Raw genomic sequence first — 20,803 nt, forward strand, 5'->3', positions numbered from 1 at the left:
CCTTTTTCCGCTGTGTATAGCGGAAGGAAGGTTGCAATTCCACCGAATGTAACGGAGATGAAGAAAATGAGCAAAGATGGCTGAAGGGCACTTTTTTCATATATATCAAACCTTTTGGCTCTGACAGCCGCCAAAGGATCACTTTCCACCTTTTGATACCGAATAAGTGATGCCGCAATGATGGCAAACAAACCTAATAATGAGCAGATCAAAAATAACTCTTGAAACGGAATGACGGTAACTAGAAAAAGACCCAATGATGGCCCTAATGCAAGTGCTAAGTTTCCCGATAATCCATAGTACCCCATCCCCTCGCCACGCCGTTTCGCAGGGATTATGTCGGAAGCGATCGTTCCTGATGCCGTTGAAGAAAATCCCCATCCGACGCCCTGTACAATCCGCATCATGAATAACAGGCCGATGCTCCCCATGAACCCAAAGGAACCCACGGACAATGCAAAAATGGCCAAGCCGGCAGAAAAAACGATGCGTCTTCCCTTTGTCTCCAATAATCTGCCGGCAATTGGCCGAACAAGCAATGCCGAAAAAGTGAAGATTCCAAGGACAGCCCCCACCAGGCGATCGTCACCGCCAAGCTGCTCAACATACAGCGGGAGGGTCGGCATCGTCATTTGAAATCCCATGAAGATGCACATATTTGCCAAACAGATCATGATGAAATCACGTGTCCAGATTTTATCAGTGCCTCTAACCCGTTCATCCACTAAGGTTTTCCTCATTTCCCTTCACCTTCTAATTAAAATAGTCATTGCCAGTTTACTAAAATTGGTTAAAATAAGCGAATGATTTATTTCGTATACCTAAATATATATAAATAAAAGCCCAGTATGCCACTGGGCTACCCCTTCATAACGAAATGCCGATATGTTCGTTTCCTTCCACTTACTTCTTATGCAAACTAACGATTTAAGTTCGCCAGGCTTTCTATTCATCATTCTTACAGCGGAATGACTTGAAATCGTTTTAATTCAAAGTTCCATTAAACACCCAGGTATCAACCATTCTGCAAGTGAGGAATGGTGATTGTATTCCCTATGTTTCATCTACCCGCCCGAACGAGTTTCTGTTCCTTTCTTCGCCGTTTATTTTAAAACATTTTTTGATCCGCTTCCATGAATAAGCTATCCATATTCCCTTTGGAATGCGAACGGTAAGCATGCCCGGATGACATACTGATATGAGGGCCTTTTTTCAGGGAGTTTTGCAGAAGGATTCCTTCCTTTAATAATTCACAAAGAGATTCTACTTCCCGCTTGCTTCTATCAATCAGCAGAATGGCAAACTCATCTCCTCCCACTCTCGCTACAACAGCGATGTCCGAGAAAATTCGTTTCAATAGATTGGCCGCTTCTTTAATCAATTCATCCCCTTTCTTATGGCCATACGTATCATTCATAAATTTCAGCTCATCTAGATCACACAATATCATGGCAACCGGAGTGTCAAAATCAAGATTGGATTTGGCAGATATTTTATCGAAAAACTGTCGATTATGGATATTCGTTAATGGGTCATGGGACATTTGATACTCAATATCCTGTATGAATCTCACTCTTTCATCAATATTCCGAATAATTCCTTGAACGGCTACCAATTGCTCTTTTTCATATATAGGTGTAGCATATTCCTCGAACCACCAATAATTTCCCTCTATATCTCTCCAGCGTTGAATGACCGGCTTAGTATAATCAATCCCAACGTATACCTTTTCATTTAGGATATCAAAATCATCAGGATGAATCCTTTCAAAAGGCGAGGAAGGGTCATTGTATGCTTCTTCCAAGACGCCTTGACCTAGAAGTGTATTGATGGACGGACTTAGATACCTGAACTTGGAACTTGGGACTGATTCGTAGCAGTAGATAATATCCTTAGAACTTTCCACTATATTAAAAACATTTTTTTGCTCTTCGAAACCTTTCTTCAGATAGTCCTTTTCCCTTTTCTTGCGAGTGAAGATCATACTTTTAAATATATCTAATGACAACCAATTGAATTTCATTCTACAGCCCCCATATTTTAAATCATTTTCATTAAAATCTTTTCCTAAGATTTGATGGCGGACTTACACTCATTACTTTTAACATAATTATCCTTTCCATATTATAATTCTAAACAACTAAAAGGAAAAACTATAAATATATTTTCCTAGAAAAGGGACAAACCCCAACTTATTAACATATGTGTAATAAAATTAAAAAGAAAGGAACCACTGACACCTTCTCTATTATCGGAAACCCGTCTACTCCTCTCTAGCCTGCCAGTACTTTTTTCCAACAAATATTGGCTTCTGTTTATGGTTCATTTCTAAATGGGCATTATTATAAAACACCTGCTGTTCATGGAGATGAAGTGGCCGCATAATTAAAAAAAGCCGACCCCAATTGATCGGCTTTTTCATGCTTCACTATTTCGTTATCTCGATTTTCCCATTATTCGTTTCCAATTTCACTAAGTTTTCACCTTTGCCAATGACAGTGCCGCCCTCATACTTACCAAGGATATCCACTCTCCCATTGTCAACATGAACATCGAAAGTTGTATTTGTCGGTTCATTCTCCGTTTTGATCATGATTTTACCATTATTACTTTTGAAGTCGATCTCCCTATCCAAGGTTTTCGTGTCCAATGTAATTTTACCGTTATTAGATGACCCAACCAGTTTTCCCTCCACATTATTAAGATCTACTTTTCCATTAGCAGATTTCACTTCAACTTTTTCGGTTATTATATCATTTAATTCTACCCGGCCATTTTGAGATTTCACATACAGATTATCACTTTTCAATCCTGATAATTGCAATTTTCCATTATCGGATTCGACGACAAAGGATTTATAAGATTCATCAGGCAGATACACCTTTAAATGTATGGATTGAATATGAAAACCAAAGCTAAAGGTACGTCGATCTTTTAATTGTACCGAAAGTTTCTTCCCTTCCACATCGGCAGTGAAATCCAACTTGGAAACATCCATCCCTTTTGAAACCAATTCTATCCTGGTCTCCTTATCCTTCGTTGGAACAATTTCTACAGCTGCATTGTCAGTGTCGATCTGAATGTCCGTCACAATCTCCGAAATCGTTTTTTCCTCTGTAGTCGTTTCCTTATTCGTCACTTGGGAAAACGTAAATAGGCTTCCTATTACTCCGACCAGTAACAATACAAGAGCAATGATCGATAATTTTTTTACATTAATCATTTTTCAAACCGCCTTTCACAAGGGAAGCGTTAAATTTTAAATAGCGAACGAATCCTTTAGTTAAAGCATTCGTAGCGACAAACATTCCCATGGCAATGAAAATGCCGATCCCGCATAGTCCCAATGCGGAGAAAAGATCGAATAATTGAAAATTGCCCATGGCAAGGTTAAAAAGAACGCCAAATGGAGCAAGAATGAACGCGATCGCCGAAGCCCATCCCGCAATGACAACTCCGACCAATGCTATAAATGGTCCCAAAACGATCACTAAATTAAAGAATCCCAAACCAATGACTGCCCAAACCGCCCGCATTACATTACCTGCAGAAGTCGTTTGTTCGACCTGACCTAGATGATAGGATGCCATCAGTTCCTTGGAAATCTGTTTAGGATTACCAAGGGATTTGGAGATTTCCCGCTCTGACTTCCCTTCTTCCATTCCAATTTCGAAATACTCTTCGTAATCTTGAAGGATATCTTCCCGTTCCTCTAAGGAAAGTCTGGTTAAAGAGGCATTCAATTGTTTTAAAAATTGTTCTTTGTTCATTGGTTCACACCTTCCTTGATTAATTGATTGACCCCATTAGAAAATTCATACCATTCCTTCAGCAGCTCTTGAAGGTATCTCCGGCCTTTTTCCGTTAATTTATAATACTTGCGCGGAGGCCCTTCTGTTGATTCTTGCAAATATGTCGTAAAATACTCCTCCTTCGTCAAACGTCGTAAAAGTGGATATACCGCCCCTTCCGATATTTCAATTTGATCCGAAATCTTTTGTACAAGTTCATATCCATAGCGATCCTGCTTATCCAGTAAGACCAGGACACATAGTTCCAGGACACCTTTTTTAAATTGTACATTCATAGCACCATCACTCCTTCCAAGATCCTTTAGTATAGTTCAATAAACAGTACTGAACACCGAACAATACATCTTATGTAAATAATTTACCACATGGTACTGTTCATTGCAAGGTACTATAAATATTTTTTGGTCTTACATGCATTTCAATTAGGGTAAAAGGAAATTAACATTATATTCAAAGCTGCAAGAGAATACGATGTATAATAGTAAAATGTGGAAGGAGGAGTTACTTTGTCCAACAAAGAAATAACAAAAAAGCAATTCGAATTTCTTGAACATGAATTTAATTACCTTGAAAAGGAAGGAGTCATTTCCCAGCAAGAGAAAGTGAGGATGTTAGGTTCCTATGAAGTAAAAGGTAATTTGAACTTCATCACTATTCTATTATCCATTGGGGCACTTCTTTTAGGTTTAGGCGTATTGACCTTCGTAGCCAGTAACTGGATCTATTTAAGTAAAGCGGTTAAATTCCTGCTTATCATTGCAGGCCTCATCGGAGTGAACTTTGCTGGCGTGAAGGTGCAGGCACGCTTGCCCAAAACGTCACGAAGTCTGCATTATGCAGGTATTCTGATTTTTGGTGCAGGGATTTTCCTAATCGAGCAGATGTTTAACATCAGCATAAATTTCAACAGTTCCTTTTTATTATGGGCGATCGGTACGATATTCATTGGTTACTATTTGAAGGATGTCTTTGTTCTCCTTTTTACATCTTTCCTGCTTTTCATTTATATTAACGGAAGTATATTCGTTGATGAAACGTCTTATCCGCTTGCCATTCTTATATTTCTACCGGCTTTATACATTGTGTTAAAGAAATTCAATTACCCTAAATATCCGGCCTTTTTCATTAACGCTTTAGCCATCAATACAATTGCCTTATTTCTTATGGAGTTCGTGCCGAAGCTGGGTTTTGAAAATTCGAATACGATTGTCCTTTCCATTCTGTTTATATTGGGAATCGTGCTTGCCTATATTCCGGTAAGAGCAAAATTACGGAACATCACACACATACAAGGGCATATCTTACATGGTATTACCGCACTCTTCCTTACCTTTGATTTTTCAATCTGGTTTCCTTTAGCTTATTTCGTTTTTCTGCTTTATCTCATTCTAAAAGGCAGTTTGACCAGCATCGTGATAATATGTGCACTGATTTTCAGATATTACATCTACTCCTTTGACTTCCTGCCAAAATCGCTTACATTCATCATTGGCGGAATCATGCTTATCGGTTTTGGTTTCTTCTTTGAAAATCAACGAAAAAAAGGAGGGGAACTCAATGAGTAATCCATCATTCCGGCCACTCATCGTATTTTCCATCCCAGTCTTGATTCTGTTAATCTTGGCGTTTCCTCCGGTCTGGACAACAATGACAGGAGATGTAATCAAGATCAAAACAGCCCCGGTCGACCCGACTGATTTGTTTAGGGGAAGCTATGTGGCTTTGGAATACGAAATTGAATCAGTTAAGTCATCACAAGTCGATGACTCGATTAAAACCAGGTTCAATACAAGAAATATGGGTGATTATAAAAGGGTATATGTACGTTTAAAACAAAACACTGATGGACTATATGTCGTCGATTACGTAACGAAAGAAAAACCCGGTAAAGGCGTTTACCTAAAAGGGGAATTGGAAATCCCCTATGACTTGCAAAATGCTGAAACCATTCATATCAGATACGGTCTGGACAATTATTTCGCATCCGAAGAAAAGGCAAAGGAAATGGAGAAGGACGCATTGGCCAATCCTTCAGTGGCCGTCGTAAAAGTTCGTAATGGCAACGTTGTTTTAACCGATATCATCATTGAATGAATAAATCACCGGATATGACCTGCAAAAAGAGCATCGATTTTTCGATGCTCTTTTTGCTGGACCTTTTCATATGAACATCAGATTGTTACTTAATGACTCGTTTTGCCCCTATATATTTTTCCTTCCAATACTTATCACTCATTTTGACCACCTTGACCCCTTTGGTGGTGGTCCCGACAAATGTACCATTTCCATAATAGATTCCTACAAAAGAGACCTGCCCTTTCTTACCTGTCGCATAGAAGACCAAATCGCCCGCTTTTAAATCATTTTGCTTCACGGCCTTTCCGGTTTTATACTGTTCCGCACTGGTTCTCGGAATCTTCATTTCTGTTGCGGCATTTTTATATACATACTGGGTAAGACCGCTAGCATCAAACCCTTTTGGAGTCGTCCCCCCATATTTATATTTGCTCCCAACCTGCTTCTTTGCCAAAGCGGCAACTTCTTCACCATAATTGATAGAGGCTGAAGCATTAGCCGGACTGAAAATGAATGCCATCAATAATGCTCCGATTAAAACTATGGCCGCAAGCCATTTTGAAACTGGTAAACTATAACTCATTCTTTTTCCTCCCCACGCTGAAAATGAACCACAATTTTAAATGTATGTTGAATTTCGGTTTTTAGACCACAATCATTTTCAGCAATCATCATCCCTGCAAAAAAAACAAATAACCAGATAACTCCGTTGTGTAGCTAGTACGGTGTTATCTGGTTTATTCCACTCTTCAATAGATGAAAGGATAGTGTCCATTACTTAGGTTCCTTGTATTGGCGGGCAATTTCACTGTCGCTTAGACCTTTAGTTGTATGATCGACCACACCGCCGCCCCCGAAGAATGTAAGTGCTATGAAGTTAATGATGCCTAAAGCCCCGTTCAATGCATCATCAGTAATGGTAAAGCCTATAGGGGTAATTAAATTGTTTATGAACGCGGCAATCATCTGCGCCAATATTAAAAGCCCAGGAAGGAGTACCGTGATAATAAACGTAGGATTCTTAAGACGCACTTTCCAGTTGATCATTGCTTTTCCCCCTCTCTATCATATTAAGCCCACTTCATTTAAGAGGGTTACGGTCTTGCTATATATTATGCGGCTTGTCCATCTTACTTTCGGAAATTCCATTCATAATCTATCACGCTAGTTTCCCATAAACATAAAAAAGCCCATCCGAGGATGGACCTTCTCTTAAACTTCAGAGTAGTTTTTTATAAACACTAGAGTGCTCCTCACTTTAACAAGTAAGTGACAACCTCCTCAGCGTGCAAGTTGATTTCTTCCTTTTAAAAATAATCTTCTGCCTCTATAGGTAAATTGGTAGTCACAGTCCGCAAACCATTTCTATCAATCTCCCCCGGAATGGATACCCGGGGCAAGTCCTCTGCCAGCCAAAACCGTTTATACTACTGAGCCAATTTGTCTTTTTCGAACTCTCCTACCATTTGCCCGGTTTAAAAATATCAGGTAATCGGCAAGCCTGCGGATATCCATTTCGCAACCACAAATTGGATTTTATCTCCATATCAAATTGAATTTAACCTGATATAGGAACACCATCTTTCGAATATCAGCATGAAAAGGTATGAGAATGAATTGCGGCATATGCCCTGGATTTTTCAGGATCAGGGCATATCGGCGGGGCATTATTCCGGCAGCGTTCGCAAACTTTTTTGCCTATCATTTTAAATAAAGGAAAGGAAAGTGATTACGCGGGAGAGAATAAAAAAAAGAACGTCCGATCCGTGATCGAGCGTTCTTAAAACCTGAATATATTAAATGCTAGATTTTTCACACTCCAATTTTTCCCCCAAAAACAATTTGATCCGTTCAGCAGCCTCTTTCAATCTCTCGGCAGGCTGGACCAAGGCCATCCGGACATACCCTTCACCCTGCTTCCCAAAAGCATCGCCTGGGACGACCGTAACCCCTGCTTTTTCAATCAATGCATAGGAAAAATCACGTGATTTCCAGCCAGCTGGAATTTGGGCCCAAATAAACATGGTAGCTGAGGTTTTCGGCACATGCCATCCCCCTTCCGCAAGACCTGATATCAAGGCATCACGCCGGGACTGGTATTCCTTAACCTGTTCTGATAGCAGCGAAAGATTGGAGGTTAGCGCCATCTCGGCAGCTTTTTGGATTGGATAAAAAACCCCATAATCGATGTGTGATTTCAACGTTCCCAGTATGTTCAGCGCCTCCCGATTGCCCACCGCATACCCGATGCGGCAGCCCGCCATATTAAAAGTTTTGGAAAGTGAGTTAAATTCAATCCCCACTTCCTTGGCACCAGGAATTGACATAAAACTAATTTGCGGATGATCATCAAAAATCAACTCTGAATAAGCAAAATCGTGAACCACCATGATCTCGTTCTTTTTCGCAAACGATATGACTTCCGAAAAGAAAGCTTCATCAGCAAGGGCGGTGACAGGATTTCCCGGATAACTGATGATCATCATTTTGGTCTTTTTCACTATTTCATCAGGAATAAGGTTGAGCTGCGGCAGGAATCCATTTGCGGCAGTAAGCGGCATCGGATGAATGATTCCGCCGGCAAGCTCTACACTCGCTTCATAAATTGGATATCCTGGATCTGGCACCAGCACATAATCTCCAGGGTTTATCATCGCCGTTGCCAAATGTGCAAGGCCATCCTGCGATCCCATCAGTTGGAGGACTTCCCTTTCTGCTTCCAGCTCCACTCCATAACGCATCCGATAAAAATAACGGACTGCCTCATTGAATTCAGGCGTACCTTTTAACGTATACCCGTAAGAATTGGGATCCTGCACATATTTCACAAGCGTATCCACTACAAAATCAGGCGGTGGTAAATCCGGACTTCCCACACTCAAATCGATAACATCCACCCCTCTTTTCATCGCATCCTGCTTGCGGGTCGCCAACTCTGAAAATATTCCTGTTGTGAATCTTCCGACTTTTTCAGATGGAGTCATATTCATTCTACGATTCCCCTCTCTTAATGATTTTCTATCTATCATTATAGCAATCAATCTCCAATATTTTAAGAATTCATCAGTATCTGTTCCAGAGCCTCATCAAGATGAAGGAATTTAAATGCATACCCCGCCTTTTCCAACCTCTCAGGTTTGACCCACCGGCTTTTTAATATCAATTCCGTTTCGGTCCCCATAAAGAAAGCCCCCATTTCAAGCATGGGTGTTGGACAGGGCAATCCTATCCTAATATTCATGAGCTTTCTCAAATGAGCCATCAGTTCACGATTTGTAACTGGATGAGGCGATGAACAATTGAACACCCCGCTCAACTCCTGATTCTTTCTCAGAAAAAGGACAATGTTAAATAAATCTTCTATATGTATCCAACTGAATTTCTGATTTCCCGATCCTTGATGGCCTCCCAGTCCGAATTTAACCAAATTCCTATATGGGGTCATCACTCCCCCATCGCCCAATACAATGGCGATCCGTAAAGCAATTTGTCTCGTCTTGGGTAATCGGAAATCGAAAAATGAGCGCTCCCAGGCTTTCGCAACATCTACAGAAAAGCCTGAACCAATTACACCATCCCCCTCCGTCATTGCTTTATCTTCAGCATGCCTGTATATCGTTGCCGTACTTGAATTTATCCATAATGAAGGAGGATTTTCACATTGTTCAATCGCCTTACCCAGCACTTCAGTCGTATCAGTCCGTGAATCCAATATTTCTTTCTTATTCTTGGCCATTGTAGCGGCAATTGACCGTTTTTCCTGCTAGATTGATTAACATATCCGAATTATCGATCGTTTCCCTTACTCCTTCTTTATCTTCCCAGCCAGTATACGGGGTTTGCCTGGAGATGATCCTTACTTCATATCCCAAATTCCTGAAATGCTTTTCAAAGAATTGACCGACAAAACCAGTCCCGCCAGCTAAAACCGCTTTCTTCAGCATATAACCAACCCGCTTTCTTTTAGAGTGAATAGGCCGAGCTATAACCAGTTTCAACCTTTTTTGTGAATTACTTCACAAGTATATCACCTAATTACATTAATTGGTATTACGAATAAATTACATACGCGTGCAACAATTGGTGAACTTGTCCAAGCAAAAAGGAATATTACACATAAATTAGTAATGTGGAAATTTATAAAACAAAGGGGATGAATTCAGTGTCAAACAAAAGACTAAGAAGAACTGGCAGTTCCGGAAGTGAAAATAGCCGTAGGTCAGCCATGAGAAGAATCTTAAATAATTTTTTAAACAATAATACAGGTACTTCCATCAAGGAACCTACTTCCATCATACAACCCACTTCTAACAAGAAGGTTAAATTTAAAAGGCGTTAAGAGATTGCTTTTTTGAGATTAAGATGGAATTCATTTGGAATTATTCTAAAGGAATTCCATCTTAATAAAACATTATTACTTATTTCAAATATTTTTATTATTTTTCCACATGTACAAGCTATATATTTCTGGTGAATAACTGTTATATCTAATAGAGCTAAAGGAGAAATCATGATGTATTTTCGAGAATGGAAACCTAAAAAAGATATCAAGAAATTAACGGATATTACGGTAAGTAATTTTCAGGTTTCGCCTAATAAAGTGAATGAAATATTGCAAAAGGCACATAAGGTACTTGTAGTTTGTAATGATAAAGGTAAAGTAGTGGGGTTTCTTTGTTATAATCTTTACTTATATAAAGTGGCTCATATTAATTATGTAGTACTTGACAAGAAATATAGAGGAAAAGGAATTCTGCAATCCCTTTTACCCGAATTAGTAACTTATGTGAGAAAAAAAGGGATTCTTGTAGTGTCCGGTTTTGTGAACAAAAACAACCCAGAAGCATTACAAAAGTTTAAAGCCCTTGGATTTAAACCGGTTTTAATTTATCATGATGACATTCTAATTCAATCCTTAATTTAAAAAAGTCTCCTGCCACCTATTAGAATCTTGTAATACAGAGCACATCTAATACGAATCATTCATTATTTGTTTCCCCCTTCTTAACAGGACTTCTCTGTCTCATACTAACCCTAACAAGGGATACTAAGGTTTTACGGATATATGAACCATGTATCCCCACGCAAAGGAACAACTAGGGAATGAAATCGCCTGGGAATTCTACACGAATTCATAGGCATTTCCCCTGTATTTTTTAAAACCCTGATCCTTGATTTAATCCCTCTCCAGGCTGCTTCTATTTTAGAGCTCCCATATAAAAGGAAACCAGGAAAATAAACTGGTCCTGATTGAATTAAACAGGAGTGATTCTTTACATAATAGAAAGATACCCAAAGATTAACACTTTTTCTATATTTTCAAAATTACCCCATATTCTCAACATCCATTCGTGTATAGTTGAAATATACCTGCTAAAAGGGGAGATAATTATGAAATCGATAGAACTAATCATCTTAAATCTGGAAGAGGTCAGAAGAAGAAACATTAAACTATGGACATCAATACCTAAAAGCACACTCCATTGGAAACCGGACGACAAAGGAATGAGCTGTTTAGAAATGGTTAGACATGTCCTTGATAGTGAGCATTACTATCATTTATCCATTAAAAATCAAGGTAGCCTACAAGTTTATGAATCACCATTTGAAAAACAGCCACTTACCTCTGTTGAAGCGGAATTGAACTTTGCCGAACCATACAGGCGTGACTTTTTGGAAACAATCATGTCCTTCAGCGAGGATGACTTCCAATATTAAAATCGACCGCTCCGATATTGGATATATCAGGGGTTTAGGAGACATGTTGTTAAGAATCGCTTATCATGAGACTGTACATACTGGTCAATTATTAGACTACTTAAGAACTGCTGGAGTTCCTAGAATTAACGTTTGGGATTAACCACATCATTTTCAAAGGGTGTTTCATCATGGTGAAACACCTTTTTATTTTTGACTGCATAAACATCCCCTATTGACCTATAACCTGAATTCAAAGATGCTTTGTCATAGTCAAATCTATGATTTTTTATATATTCTCTAAATGTGGAAGAAAAGCAGTCCTATATTTTTACATGATGAAACCTCCGGGGAGCGTGTTTCAAATAGTCTCCTTAGCAGACAACCCAACGATATTTCATGATGCAACACCATTTTCAAACATTCCAATCGATTACCAAGAAAATGTTTCATGCTAGGAAATTGTGGAAAAGTAATGATAAGGAGGGATAAGAAATGATGTTATCAAAAAAAACAGCGGCCAGAATGGTTAGCTCCGTTATTCTAACCGGTTCTCTATTAGGGGCAGGTGCATCGTTTTCAACAGAACCGGTTGAGGCTGCATCCACAACGGATTCCGCTTCTGCCATAGCTAAGGAACACGCTCTTACCACCTTACATGAAATCTACAACAAAGCTTTTTCAGGAGAAATGCCTTATACTGCCATGGGTTTGAAAATTAATGAAAACACCCAAAAAGAAGTATATGATACATTTGGTTCTCCCCCTGAACCAGGTAACACAGAAACTTTTGACTATTACCATGCAGAAATGGGGCATCCGGGATTTGCATTTGCCTATAACGATGACAAGACCATCTCACAAATCCGATATTTTGGGACAAATGTAGAACGGGACCATAATCTAGGAAGCATTACACCCAAAGTTTTAGGAAAACAACTTGGCAGTGCTGACGAAATACGCCATATTTCCAGTACGAATGAAATCAACTACATTTACAAGACAGGAAATTATGAACTGCAATTCATTGTCGGTGAAGATCAAACTGTAGATCATATCAATCTACTACAAGCTAAATAATATTTACGGCAAAATAGTCGTTACAGGTTGTAGAGAACGAAAATTTTCTCTACAACCTTTTTTGTTTCGAGCCCCTCCCCTTCTTCCCTTTCAATTTCCAAACCACTGTTACCAGAATCGGTCTTTCCATTTACAAAAACCATACCCACCCCAAAAGATTCTTAATATTTTTACAATAAAATTAGCTTGTTCAATATTCTTTCAATATATGGAGATTGTCGGTAAGATGATTAATAAGTTCAGGGCTTTCACAGTATCGGTTCTAAGCATAGCCATCCTTTTTCATGGTCTACCGGTCGCGGGTGCTGCAAAAGATGCAAAAGACAATCCGACTAATCCGGGAGGCAGATGGATGAAGGGGGAATATCATGCCCATACCACTCAGTCAGATGATGACGAGGGATCACAGAGCCTTGAAAGCTTGCTAAATAACGCATTTGATAAGTATGGCATGGATTGGATGGGAATTTCCGACCACTTAAGGATGTCTTCAAGAGATGATCAGGGACAATTGATTCCAGGCGGACCGCTACCGCTGTCTGAAGGAATCATTCAATATCAAGCCCCGAAAATGGAACAATTGCAAAAAGAGGGCAAGTTTAAAAATAAAGTCATCTTTTCAGGCTTCGAATGGGATATGCCTACATACGAGCATGTCGGCATAGGTATTTTGGGAGATCAGCCGGGCTCACCTAAAAGTCTGAAAGCCGGCAATCAGTTCGAATATCTGTTTACCAACCAGGATGAAAAGATGTTTGATTCTAAGGATGTAGCCGTCTGGAAAGCACAGGATCAAACATCCAATAAGACATCCGAGGATGCCCGAACAGCATTGGCATGGCTTGAGAAAAATTATAAGCATACAAGTTATGCCATATTGAACCACCCATCAAGAAAAAGGGTGTACAACATATCTGATTTTCGTGACTTCAACAATATCGCCCCGGATGTCATATTCGGATTTGAAGGTATGCCAGGTAACCAGATGGAGCCAGATAGAGGCGGTTTAAATCTGACAACACCGGAAAACCGGACCTATGGCGGATCCGATTACATGCTTGCTAAGGTAGGAGGTGCATGGGATGCGCTTCTTGGGTAAGGTCGTAAGTTCTGGAATTTTTCCAATTCAGACTCCCATTTCGAAATCAGTGAAAATCGCCTATACTCCAGCGGTTACTGGCCAGGAGAATATTCCAAGAATTTTACATGGGTAAATGGCTCATCAATAAAATCCGTCCTTGACGGCATGCGATCTGGGAAATCCTTCTCCGTTTTTGGTGACTTGATCGATGCCCTTAATTTCCAAGCTGAAAACGGGAACAACACGGTTGAAATGGGCGGGGACCTTAAGGTAAAGGAGGGTCTCAGATGGTCAAGATCACCATCCGATTTAAGAGCAACCAAAAGAACAACAACGGGGACCCCGTCAAAGTGGATCACGTGGACCTAATTTCGGGGGAAGTAACCGGGAAAGCAGTTCCTGGAACACCTGCTTATAATAAAGCCACCAATGATACGACAAAAGTGGTTAAACGCTTTACAAGTAAAAACTGGAAAACTGATCGCGATGGTTTTCATACCATCACTTACAAAGTCAAAGCGAATAAGGATCAATATTTCCGTTTGCGAGGCACGAACCTAGGGGAAAATGTCTCTGGAGAAACGATGGACGGGGAACCGCTGATCGATAAAAAGACTTAAATCGAGGATAACGAAACGCGTTTTTCGGAAATAAACAAACGTAACTATAAAGACCTTTGGTTCTATTCGAACCCTATATTCGTCAGCGTAGAGGATAGGAATCATGATAAACACTAAGCTAAAAACAATCTTGCAATAGTTCTCGATGGCCCAAAAAACCCCTTTTCCACTTAGCTGATAATCACGTGGATGAGGGGCCTTTTGTCCCTTGGATTCTTAATGATCACTTCCCTTTCTTTAAAATCCTTTTTCGGATAACGATACATCTTTCTTTTAGTATTATTTCACTTCAATGCGCGAAAATCCGTATAATTCACCAAGTTTCATTAACAATAATGATGTAAGTTATTTTCATTGACTTTTTTCCTTTTCTTGTATAGTATCACAGAGTATCAATCCCTATCAGATTACTAGGAGGTTTACCGAAATGAAAAAAATGGTTACACTTTTATCGCTATTGTTAGCTTTCACGGTCGTACTTACCGCTTGTGGTACCAATACCAAAAATGAGGCAAACGATACCGACAATAAATCTTCATCACAAGAAAGTCTATATGATAAAGTCAAAAAAGATGGCGTATTAACTGTTGGAACTGAAGGTACATACCCTCCTTTCACATTCCACGATGATTCAGATAAACTAACGGGGTTTGATGTTGAAATTGCTAAAGAAGTGGCAAAACGCCTTGGTGTGAAAGCTGAATTCAAGGAAACACAATGGGACGGCATGTTTGCAGGCTTGGATGCTAAACGTTTTGATATGATCGCAAACCAAGTGGGCATCAATGAAGACCGTCAAAAGAAATATGATTTCTCTGACCCATATATTCAATCAAGGGCTGTATTGCTTGTACACAAAGATAATTCGGATATTAAATCATTCGATGATTTGAAAGGCAAGACCTCTGCACAATCTTTAACGAGTAATTACAATGATCTAGCCAAATCACATGGTGCTGAAGTTACAGGCATTGAAGGATTTTCTCAAGCCGTACAGCTTATTGGCTCTAAACGTGTAGATGCCACGATCAATGACAAATTATCGTACCTTGATTATAAAAAGCAACATCCTGATGCACCTATCAAAGTCGCTGATGAGGAAGAAAGCGGAGTCACCAGTGGTTTAATGTTCAGAAAAGACAGCGGCAAATTAGTGGAAGAAGTAAATAAAGCACTTAAAGCAATGAAAGACGACGGCACGTACGCGAAAATCTCGGATAAATGGTTTGGTGAAGATGTTTCTCCTAAGTAATATTTTCACCGACCCCGAGCGTATGAACCAGTTTGTTTCCATCGCTCAAACCTCCCTCTATCCAATGATAGAGGGAGCTATTCAATATACGATTCCACTAACATTGATCACATTCGTTCTCGGCCTTATTCTAGCTGTACTCACAGCATTGGCTAGATTATCTTCCATGAGAATTCTTCAAATAATTGCGCGTGTATATGTGTCAATCATCCGCGGGACACCTTTACTTGTGCAATTATTTATTATTTTCTATGGACTTCCAAATTTAGGTGTAACCATCGATCCTTTCATATCGGCTATTATAGGATTCTCTTTAAATGTAGGAGCATATGCTTCGGAAATTATACGAGCAGCCATTTTATCGATACCAAAAGGGCAATGGGAAGCAGGCTATTCAATCGGAATGACATATACCCAAGCTTTAAAGCGCATCATTTTGCCGCAAGCGGCCCGGGTATCCATTCCCCCATTATCCAATACGTTCATTAGCCTTTTAAAAGATACATCGCTTGCATCACTCATTCTTGTAACGGAATTATTCCGTAAAGCCCAGGAAATCGCTGCAAAAAACTATGAATTTCTACTACTTTACATGGAAGCAGCTGCTTTATATTGGATTTTGTGTACCATTCTATCTTTCATTCAAGGAAGTTTAGAGGACAGACTTAATCGTTATGTAGCAAAATAAGAACCGCAGTAGTTAAAGGAGATTTTAAAATGATCAACATTAAGAATCTTCATAAATCATTTGGTGACCTTGACGTATTAAAGGGCATCGATTTGGAAGTGGAGCAAGGTAAAGTCATTGTATTGATCGGTCCTTCGGGTTCAGGTAAAACAACCTTTCTTCGGTGTTTGAATCTCCTTGAAGTACCCACGGACGGGACGATTGAAATCGATGAAACCGTAATGGACTTCAAAAAACCCGTTAAAAAAAATTCAATTACATCTTTTCGCAGTTTGACAGGGATGGTTTTCCAAAGCTATAACCTCTTCCCCCATAAAACAGCATTGGAAAATGTAATGGAAGGCCCCATCATTGTAAAAAATATAGCCAAACATCAAGCGAAAGAAACGGCAGCTGCCTTGCTTACAAAAGTGGGCTTAGGTGAAAAAATCGATTTTTATCCATTTCAATTGTCCGGCGGACAGCAGCAACGAGTCGGAATTGCTAGGGCCCTGGCTATGGAGCCTAAAGTCATGCTATTCGATGAACCCACGTCCGCTTTAGACCCCGAACTAGTCGGAGACGTGCTACAGGTCATGAAAGACCTGGCGAAAGAAGAAGGAATGACAATGATCGTGGTTACCCATGAAATGCGTTTCGCCCGTGAAGTCGCCGACGAAGTCATTTTCATGGATGAAGGAAAAATTATGGAGCGGGGAACACCCGAGCAAATTTTCACAAATCCTAAAGAAGCGCGTACACGTAAATTCCTCAATATGATTCAATAAAAAACGGTGCTATTCAAGCACCGCTCACGACTCCCCCCATTTTTGGAAATGGGGGTTTTGCATATCATTAAACTAATGAGATACTTGGACCTGCTCAGTCTGTTTCCGTGCATGGTATAACTGAAAAAGAAGCAAAGCAAAAACGGAAAGGATTGCGCCGGATATAAAAGGTAATTCAATCGAAATTGAAAATAACCAACCGCCTATCGGGGGACCCGCAATCCTGCCGAACGAGTCGAAGGAAGATAGCAGGCCAGTGACACTGCCATGGCCGGTCATGGAACTTTTGGTCAGCAGTGCCGAAATTGCCGGCCGGATGAACCCATTACCCAATCCGAATATAGTCAGGAAGATCGCCGATGTCCAAAAACCAGAAGAGAACAGGATGAGAATGAAACCAATTGCCGACAGGATGATTCCCATTCGGATAACCGCGCCTTCCCCATATTTCTTTGTCATCCTACCCACCAATCCACCTTGAACGATCGCACTGCCAAACCCCATGATCATAAAGATATAGCCTAATTGTACAAGACTTATATCAGCCTTTTTGGCTGCAAAATAGGCAAAAGTCGTTTCAAGTCCTGCCATTGAAAGGGTGACGATCATTTGCAGAAAGAACATGGTTTTAAGTGGTCCTTTAAAAGCTTTCCACATGGACTCTTTATTAATTGACTGTTGGGCCCTCTTTTCAACCGTATGTGATTCCTTTAGTATTGCAATCACTAAGAATAAAGTAATCAAAGATGATATTCCTGCAATGTAGAACGGTAAGTTCAAACTTGATTTGGAGAATACCCCGCCAATCGCAGGTCCAAAGATGAATCCAAGCCCTGTAGCGGCCCCGATTATTCCCATCCCTTTTCCCCGATCTTCCGGCGTCGTAATATCAGCCACATACGCCATGGCGGTTGGCATGTTTGCCGATGACAATATCCCGCCAATGATTCTGGCTACAAATAATATCCATAAGGAATCTGCCGAGGCCATGATGAAAAACGAAAGGGCCAATCCAGCAATCCCGATAATCATGACAGGCTTCCGTCCTATCCGGTCAGATATACGTCCCCACATCGGGGCAAAAAATAATTGCATTAATGAATAAACAGCCATTAAAAGACCAAGCTCAGCAGGACTGCCACCAACCTTTTCGGCAAGGAACGGAATGACGGGAATGATGATCCCAAATCCGACCATGACTAAAAACATCACTAAAAAAAGAACGGGTAACACCTTTTTTGTTTCCATTATTTTTTCTCCTTTTATTCTTCCACATTCGCTGCATACTTATATATAAAGGTTTGGGTCAAAAGAACAGCAACGAATTCCTTAATCATATTACTCAGCATAATCTTCCTGACAATACTTTAAACAGTTTATCATACAACCTTTACCAAATCAGTATGAAGTATGCTCTTCTTTCCGAAACTGCCTTAACCAAATAAAGACAGGCATCAGAATCCTGAAATTCACAGTGAATTTCAGGTAATGGCACTTACGTTTTTTCCACTTTGTTTCGTGAAAATAATGAATGAGTTCGTTAAATATTTTTCCTCCCCTTATTTTTTCTTTAAGGGTACTCTATACTGTAGGGTATGATTGATGTTTGGGAGGTAGCAGAATGTCGAATGATCAGTGGATTTTAATTATTGACGATGAAGAAGATTTGGCACGTCTCATGGAGACAGTTTTACATAAAGAAGGTATCCCGAATATTGTTACGGCGGGGACGATTGCGGATGGGTGGGCAAAGTTTCAGGAGTTCGATCCATCACTGGTTTTGCTTGATATTATGCTGCCTGATGGTGAAGGCTATGATTTATGCAAGCAAATTCGTGAAGTGTCGAATGTACCCATTTTATTTTTGTCGGCAAAGGATGAGGAAATTGATAAGCTTCTAGGGTTGGCGATTGGCGGGGATGATTATATTACCAAACCATTCAGTCCGAAAGAAGTGGCATATCGAGTAAAGGCGCATCTGAGGCGTGCGGGCTTTTCAGAGGAAAAGGCCGTTCCGAAAAAACGGCAAGTTGGTCCATTTGAGCTTAGTGCAAATGAAAATGAAGTGAAAAAGGATGGCAAAACGCTTGAGCTCACAGCTAAAGAAATCGGACTGATGAGCTGTTTTATGCATCACCCGAATCAGATTTTGAGCAAGGAAACTTTATTTGAACATGTGTGGGGCGATGATTTCTTTGGCTCTGATAATACAGTAATGGTACATATTCGTCGTTTACGCGAAAAAATCGAGAATGACCCTTCAAAGCCTTCTTTTTTAATAACCGTTAAAGGGCTTGGTTATAAATTACAAACCAAGGGTGAAACAAAATGAAGTGGAAATTGACACGGCGCTTTTTAGGATCCGTTGTGACAATTGTTGTAATCGTAGGGATCGTAAATACCATTTTACTTTTATCCCTTCTCATTTATCGAGCCATGCATAATTTCGAAGCGAAAGAAGTTTCTGCTGAAAACTTTAGCAGAACATTTTCACAATATGTGGAACTAATAGATAACAAACCGATCGTAAATGAAGAAGGGTTGGAAAAACTGCGGAACAATAACGCCTGGATACAATTTTTGAATGATGAGGGTGAACAAGTTGCAGCCTTTTATACACCTCAAAAATTGCAAACCGTATATTCTCCCGTTGAAATCGTCCAAATGTATAAGTATAAGGAAATTGATGCAGAGACGACTGTTTTTGTCGGTGAAGCCCATAATTTCAGCTATTTTGTAGGAGTTAAGGAACAGAAAATTGGCCGCTATGTAATAACCTATGATTATGAAAAGGTTTTTAAGAACTTTAACATCTTGCTAGTAATATTTTTAATCGTGGATATCATCATTGCATTAGTCATTGGATTCTTATTTGGAAAAAAATTAACGAGTCCGCTGAACATATTAATAGAAGGAATTCAGCAGCTTCGGGAGCGGCGCTTTAAAAAAATGAGCATTCCAAAAGGCGTTTATGAAGATGTATTTCACAATATGAATGAACTATCGGTGAAGTTGGATCAGTATGAGAAAGAACGTGATCAACTAGACCAAATGCGTGAGGAATGGATTAGCAATATTTCTCATGACATGAAGACACCACTTGCTTCCATCCATGGTTATACAGAATTGATGAAAGATAACGCCACTGCATTAACTCCACAGGAATTGTATGAGTTTACATCCATTATTAATAGACAGTCTTTTTATATGAAAGATTTATTGGATGATCTGAATTTAACGATGCGTTTGCGCAACCAACGACTTCCTTTGCAATTTGAAGATGTTGATATCGTTGGGTTCATAAGAGAAATGACGATCGAGCTTTTAAATGATTCACAATTTGGAGATCAACAGGTTGAGTTCGTGGCAAATGTGGACAAAGCAACACATAAAGTGGATAAAAAATTACTGAAACGGGCGATTTTTAACCTTATCTATAACGCACTCGTACATAACGAGGAAAATGTCGTTGTTAAAATACAAATTGATGATATTGGTCCACAATCAGAACTGCATACCCAAATTACCATTGCCGATAATGGCCGCGGTATTCCCTCCAAAGATTTAGAACAGGTTTTTGAACGCTACTATCGAGGTACGAATACTGCAAGTACACATGGGACCGGTTTAGGAATGGCCATTGCAAGGGACATCATCCTGGCTCATAAAGGTAAAATAGATTTGACTAGCATTGAAAATAAAGGAACCACGATCACGATACTTTTATAAG

General features: G+C 39.8%; 20 protein-coding genes and 2 pseudogenes. 12 read left to right on the forward strand and 10 right to left on the reverse strand.

The window, feature by feature from the left end:
- From ACFVSH_RS05915 to ACFVSH_RS05935, 5 genes are all read right to left on the reverse strand, one after another.
- The coding region (locus ACFVSH_RS05915; RefSeq protein WP_387705217.1) for an MFS transporter at positions 1–740 on the reverse strand (740 nt) is incomplete at its 3' end.
- Positions 741–1,108: 368 nt separating this feature from the next.
- On the reverse strand, positions 1,109–2,023 hold the full coding sequence (locus tag ACFVSH_RS05920) for a sensor domain-containing diguanylate cyclase (protein ID WP_387705219.1): 915 nt from the start codon (positions 2,021–2,023) through the stop codon (positions 1,109–1,111).
- A 405-nt stretch (positions 2,024–2,428) separates the two neighbouring features.
- A complete protein-coding gene (locus ACFVSH_RS05925; protein WP_387604562.1) occupies positions 2,429–3,223 on the reverse strand; it encodes a DUF4097 family beta strand repeat-containing protein in 795 nt (264 codons plus the stop codon).
- Positions 3,216–3,770 carry a DUF1700 domain-containing protein gene (locus ACFVSH_RS05930; protein WP_260287901.1) on the reverse strand — a complete coding sequence of 185 codons (555 nt, stop codon included), beginning with the start codon at positions 3,768–3,770 and terminating at the stop codon, positions 3,216–3,218. Before ACFVSH_RS05930 ends, ACFVSH_RS05925 begins: the two co-directional genes overlap by 8 nt.
- Positions 3,767–4,087 carry a PadR family transcriptional regulator gene (locus tag ACFVSH_RS05935; protein ID WP_387705221.1) on the reverse strand — a complete coding sequence of 107 codons (321 nt, stop codon included), beginning with the start codon at positions 4,085–4,087 and terminating at the stop codon, positions 3,767–3,769. Before ACFVSH_RS05935 ends, ACFVSH_RS05930 begins: the two co-directional genes overlap by 4 nt.
- Positions 4,088–4,318: 231 nt before the next feature.
- On the opposite strand from ACFVSH_RS05935, the gene ACFVSH_RS05940 reads away from it, so the two are divergent.
- Both ACFVSH_RS05940 and ACFVSH_RS05945 read left to right on the forward strand, forming a co-directional pair.
- On the forward strand, positions 4,319–5,377 hold the full coding sequence (locus ACFVSH_RS05940; protein WP_387604566.1) for a DUF2157 domain-containing protein: 1,059 nt from the start codon (positions 4,319–4,321) through the stop codon (positions 5,375–5,377).
- Entirely contained in the window at positions 5,370–5,906 is a 537-nt protein-coding gene (locus ACFVSH_RS05945; protein WP_387604568.1) for a GDYXXLXY domain-containing protein, read from the forward strand. Before ACFVSH_RS05940 ends, ACFVSH_RS05945 begins: the two co-directional genes overlap by 8 nt.
- Positions 5,907–5,991: 85 nt before the next feature.
- Here the strand turns inward: ACFVSH_RS05945 and ACFVSH_RS05950 are convergent, their stop codons facing one another.
- The 4 genes and pseudogenes from ACFVSH_RS05950 to ACFVSH_RS05965 form a co-directional block, all read right to left on the reverse strand.
- On the reverse strand, positions 5,992–6,471 hold the full coding sequence (locus tag ACFVSH_RS05950; RefSeq protein WP_387604570.1) for a C40 family peptidase: 480 nt from the start codon (positions 6,469–6,471) through the stop codon (positions 5,992–5,994).
- 191 nt (positions 6,472–6,662) lie between these two features.
- Positions 6,663–6,935, reverse strand: a complete 273-nt coding sequence (locus ACFVSH_RS05955; protein WP_387705224.1) for a phage holin — start codon at positions 6,933–6,935, stop codon at positions 6,663–6,665.
- Positions 6,936–7,684: 749 nt separating this feature from the next.
- On the reverse strand, positions 7,685–8,878 hold the full coding sequence (locus ACFVSH_RS05960) for an LL-diaminopimelate aminotransferase (RefSeq protein WP_387604573.1): 1,194 nt from the start codon (positions 8,876–8,878) through the stop codon (positions 7,685–7,687).
- Positions 8,879–8,940: 62 nt separating this feature from the next.
- Positions 8,941–9,832, reverse strand: a pseudogene (locus ACFVSH_RS05965) (TIGR01777 family oxidoreductase).
- Positions 9,833–10,401: 569 nt separating this feature from the next.
- Here ACFVSH_RS05965 and ACFVSH_RS05970 point away from each other — a divergent pair.
- From ACFVSH_RS05970 to ACFVSH_RS06005, 8 genes and pseudogenes are all read left to right on the forward strand, one after another.
- Positions 10,402–10,812, forward strand: a complete 411-nt coding sequence (locus tag ACFVSH_RS05970; RefSeq protein ID WP_387705226.1) for a GNAT family N-acetyltransferase — start codon at positions 10,402–10,404, stop codon at positions 10,810–10,812.
- 467 nt (positions 10,813–11,279) lie between these two features.
- A pseudogene (locus ACFVSH_RS05975) lies at positions 11,280–11,748 on the forward strand (DinB family protein).
- Positions 11,749–12,080: 332 nt separating this feature from the next.
- Positions 12,081–12,665 (forward strand): YjgB family protein, encoded by a 585-nt coding sequence (locus ACFVSH_RS05980; protein ID WP_387604581.1) that lies wholly within the window; start codon positions 12,081–12,083, stop codon positions 12,663–12,665.
- Between the two features lie 226 nt (positions 12,666–12,891).
- The gene (locus tag ACFVSH_RS05985) at positions 12,892–13,764 is read left to right on the forward strand and encodes a hypothetical protein (protein WP_387705227.1); all 873 of its coding nucleotides are present in this window, start codon (positions 12,892–12,894) and stop codon (positions 13,762–13,764) included.
- A gap of 269 nt (positions 13,765–14,033) precedes the next feature.
- Positions 14,034–14,366, forward strand: coding sequence for a hypothetical protein (locus tag ACFVSH_RS05990; RefSeq protein WP_387705229.1), 333 nt, complete (start codon positions 14,034–14,036; stop codon positions 14,364–14,366).
- 427 nt (positions 14,367–14,793) lie between these two features.
- A complete protein-coding gene (locus ACFVSH_RS05995) occupies positions 14,794–15,618 on the forward strand; it encodes an amino acid ABC transporter substrate-binding protein (protein WP_387705231.1) in 825 nt (274 codons plus the stop codon).
- Positions 15,602–16,306 carry an amino acid ABC transporter permease gene (locus tag ACFVSH_RS06000; RefSeq protein WP_387604640.1) on the forward strand — a complete coding sequence of 235 codons (705 nt, stop codon included), beginning with the start codon at positions 15,602–15,604 and terminating at the stop codon, positions 16,304–16,306. The genes ACFVSH_RS05995 and ACFVSH_RS06000 overlap by 17 nt, the downstream gene beginning before the upstream one ends.
- 29 nt (positions 16,307–16,335) lie before the next feature.
- Positions 16,336–17,073, forward strand: a complete 738-nt coding sequence (locus ACFVSH_RS06005) for an amino acid ABC transporter ATP-binding protein (protein ID WP_260287888.1) — start codon at positions 16,336–16,338, stop codon at positions 17,071–17,073.
- Positions 17,074–17,145: 72 nt separating this feature from the next.
- Here ACFVSH_RS06005 and ACFVSH_RS06010 read toward each other — a convergent pair whose 3' ends face one another.
- A complete protein-coding gene (locus ACFVSH_RS06010; protein ID WP_387604589.1) occupies positions 17,146–18,321 on the reverse strand; it encodes an MFS transporter in 1,176 nt (391 codons plus the stop codon).
- Between the two features lie 373 nt (positions 18,322–18,694).
- Between ACFVSH_RS06010 and ACFVSH_RS06015 the strand changes: the two genes are divergently transcribed.
- Complete coding sequence (locus ACFVSH_RS06015; protein ID WP_387604591.1) at positions 18,695–19,405, forward strand: response regulator transcription factor; 711 nt, start codon at positions 18,695–18,697, stop codon at positions 19,403–19,405.
- Entirely contained in the window at positions 19,402–20,802 is a 1,401-nt protein-coding gene (locus tag ACFVSH_RS06020) for a sensor histidine kinase (protein ID WP_387705233.1), read from the forward strand. Before ACFVSH_RS06015 ends, ACFVSH_RS06020 begins: the two co-directional genes overlap by 4 nt.
- The last annotated feature ends 1 nt before the right edge of the window (position 20,803 follow it).

This window comes from Peribacillus sp. NPDC058002 (genome assembly GCF_042886655.1).
Lineage (GTDB): Bacteria > Bacillota > Bacilli > Bacillales > DSM-1321 > Peribacillus > Peribacillus aracenensis.

Bases quoted from the DNA above. Each gene is read 5' to 3' on its own strand.
- ACFVSH_RS06015 (WP_387604591.1), top strand. From the start codon at position 18,695: ATGTCGAATGATCAGTGGATTTTAATTATTGACGATGAAGAAGATTTG.
- ACFVSH_RS05950 (WP_387604570.1), bottom strand. From the start codon at position 6,471: ATGAGTTATAGTTTACCAGTTTCAAAATGGCTTGCGGCCATAGTTTTA.
- ACFVSH_RS05985 (WP_387705227.1), top strand. From the start codon at position 12,892: ATGATTAATAAGTTCAGGGCTTTCACAGTATCGGTTCTAAGCATAGCC.
- ACFVSH_RS05935 (WP_387705221.1), bottom strand. From the start codon at position 4,087: ATGAATGTACAATTTAAAAAAGGTGTCCTGGAACTATGTGTCCTGGTC.
- ACFVSH_RS05955 (WP_387705224.1), bottom strand. From the start codon at position 6,935: ATGATCAACTGGAAAGTGCGTCTTAAGAATCCTACGTTTATTATCACG.
- ACFVSH_RS05990 (WP_387705229.1), top strand. From the start codon at position 14,034: ATGGTCAAGATCACCATCCGATTTAAGAGCAACCAAAAGAACAACAAC.
- ACFVSH_RS06000 (WP_387604640.1), top strand. From the start codon at position 15,602: ATGTTTCTCCTAAGTAATATTTTCACCGACCCCGAGCGTATGAACCAG.
- ACFVSH_RS06010 (WP_387604589.1), bottom strand. From the start codon at position 18,321: ATGGAAACAAAAAAGGTGTTACCCGTTCTTTTTTTAGTGATGTTTTTA.
- ACFVSH_RS05960 (WP_387604573.1), bottom strand. From the start codon at position 8,878: ATGAATATGACTCCATCTGAAAAAGTCGGAAGATTCACAACAGGAATA.
- ACFVSH_RS05970 (WP_387705226.1), top strand. From the start codon at position 10,402: ATGTATTTTCGAGAATGGAAACCTAAAAAAGATATCAAGAAATTAACG.
- ACFVSH_RS05930 (WP_260287901.1), bottom strand. From the start codon at position 3,770: ATGAACAAAGAACAATTTTTAAAACAATTGAATGCCTCTTTAACCAGA.
- ACFVSH_RS06020 (WP_387705233.1), top strand. From the start codon at position 19,402: ATGAAGTGGAAATTGACACGGCGCTTTTTAGGATCCGTTGTGACAATT.
- ACFVSH_RS06005 (WP_260287888.1), top strand. From the start codon at position 16,336: ATGATCAACATTAAGAATCTTCATAAATCATTTGGTGACCTTGACGTA.
- ACFVSH_RS05995 (WP_387705231.1), top strand. From the start codon at position 14,794: ATGAAAAAAATGGTTACACTTTTATCGCTATTGTTAGCTTTCACGGTC.
- ACFVSH_RS05925 (WP_387604562.1), bottom strand. From the start codon at position 3,223: ATGATTAATGTAAAAAAATTATCGATCATTGCTCTTGTATTGTTACTG.
- ACFVSH_RS05980 (WP_387604581.1), top strand. From the start codon at position 12,081: ATGATGTTATCAAAAAAAACAGCGGCCAGAATGGTTAGCTCCGTTATT.
- ACFVSH_RS05945 (WP_387604568.1), top strand. From the start codon at position 5,370: ATGAGTAATCCATCATTCCGGCCACTCATCGTATTTTCCATCCCAGTC.
- ACFVSH_RS05920 (WP_387705219.1), bottom strand. From the start codon at position 2,023: ATGAAATTCAATTGGTTGTCATTAGATATATTTAAAAGTATGATCTTC.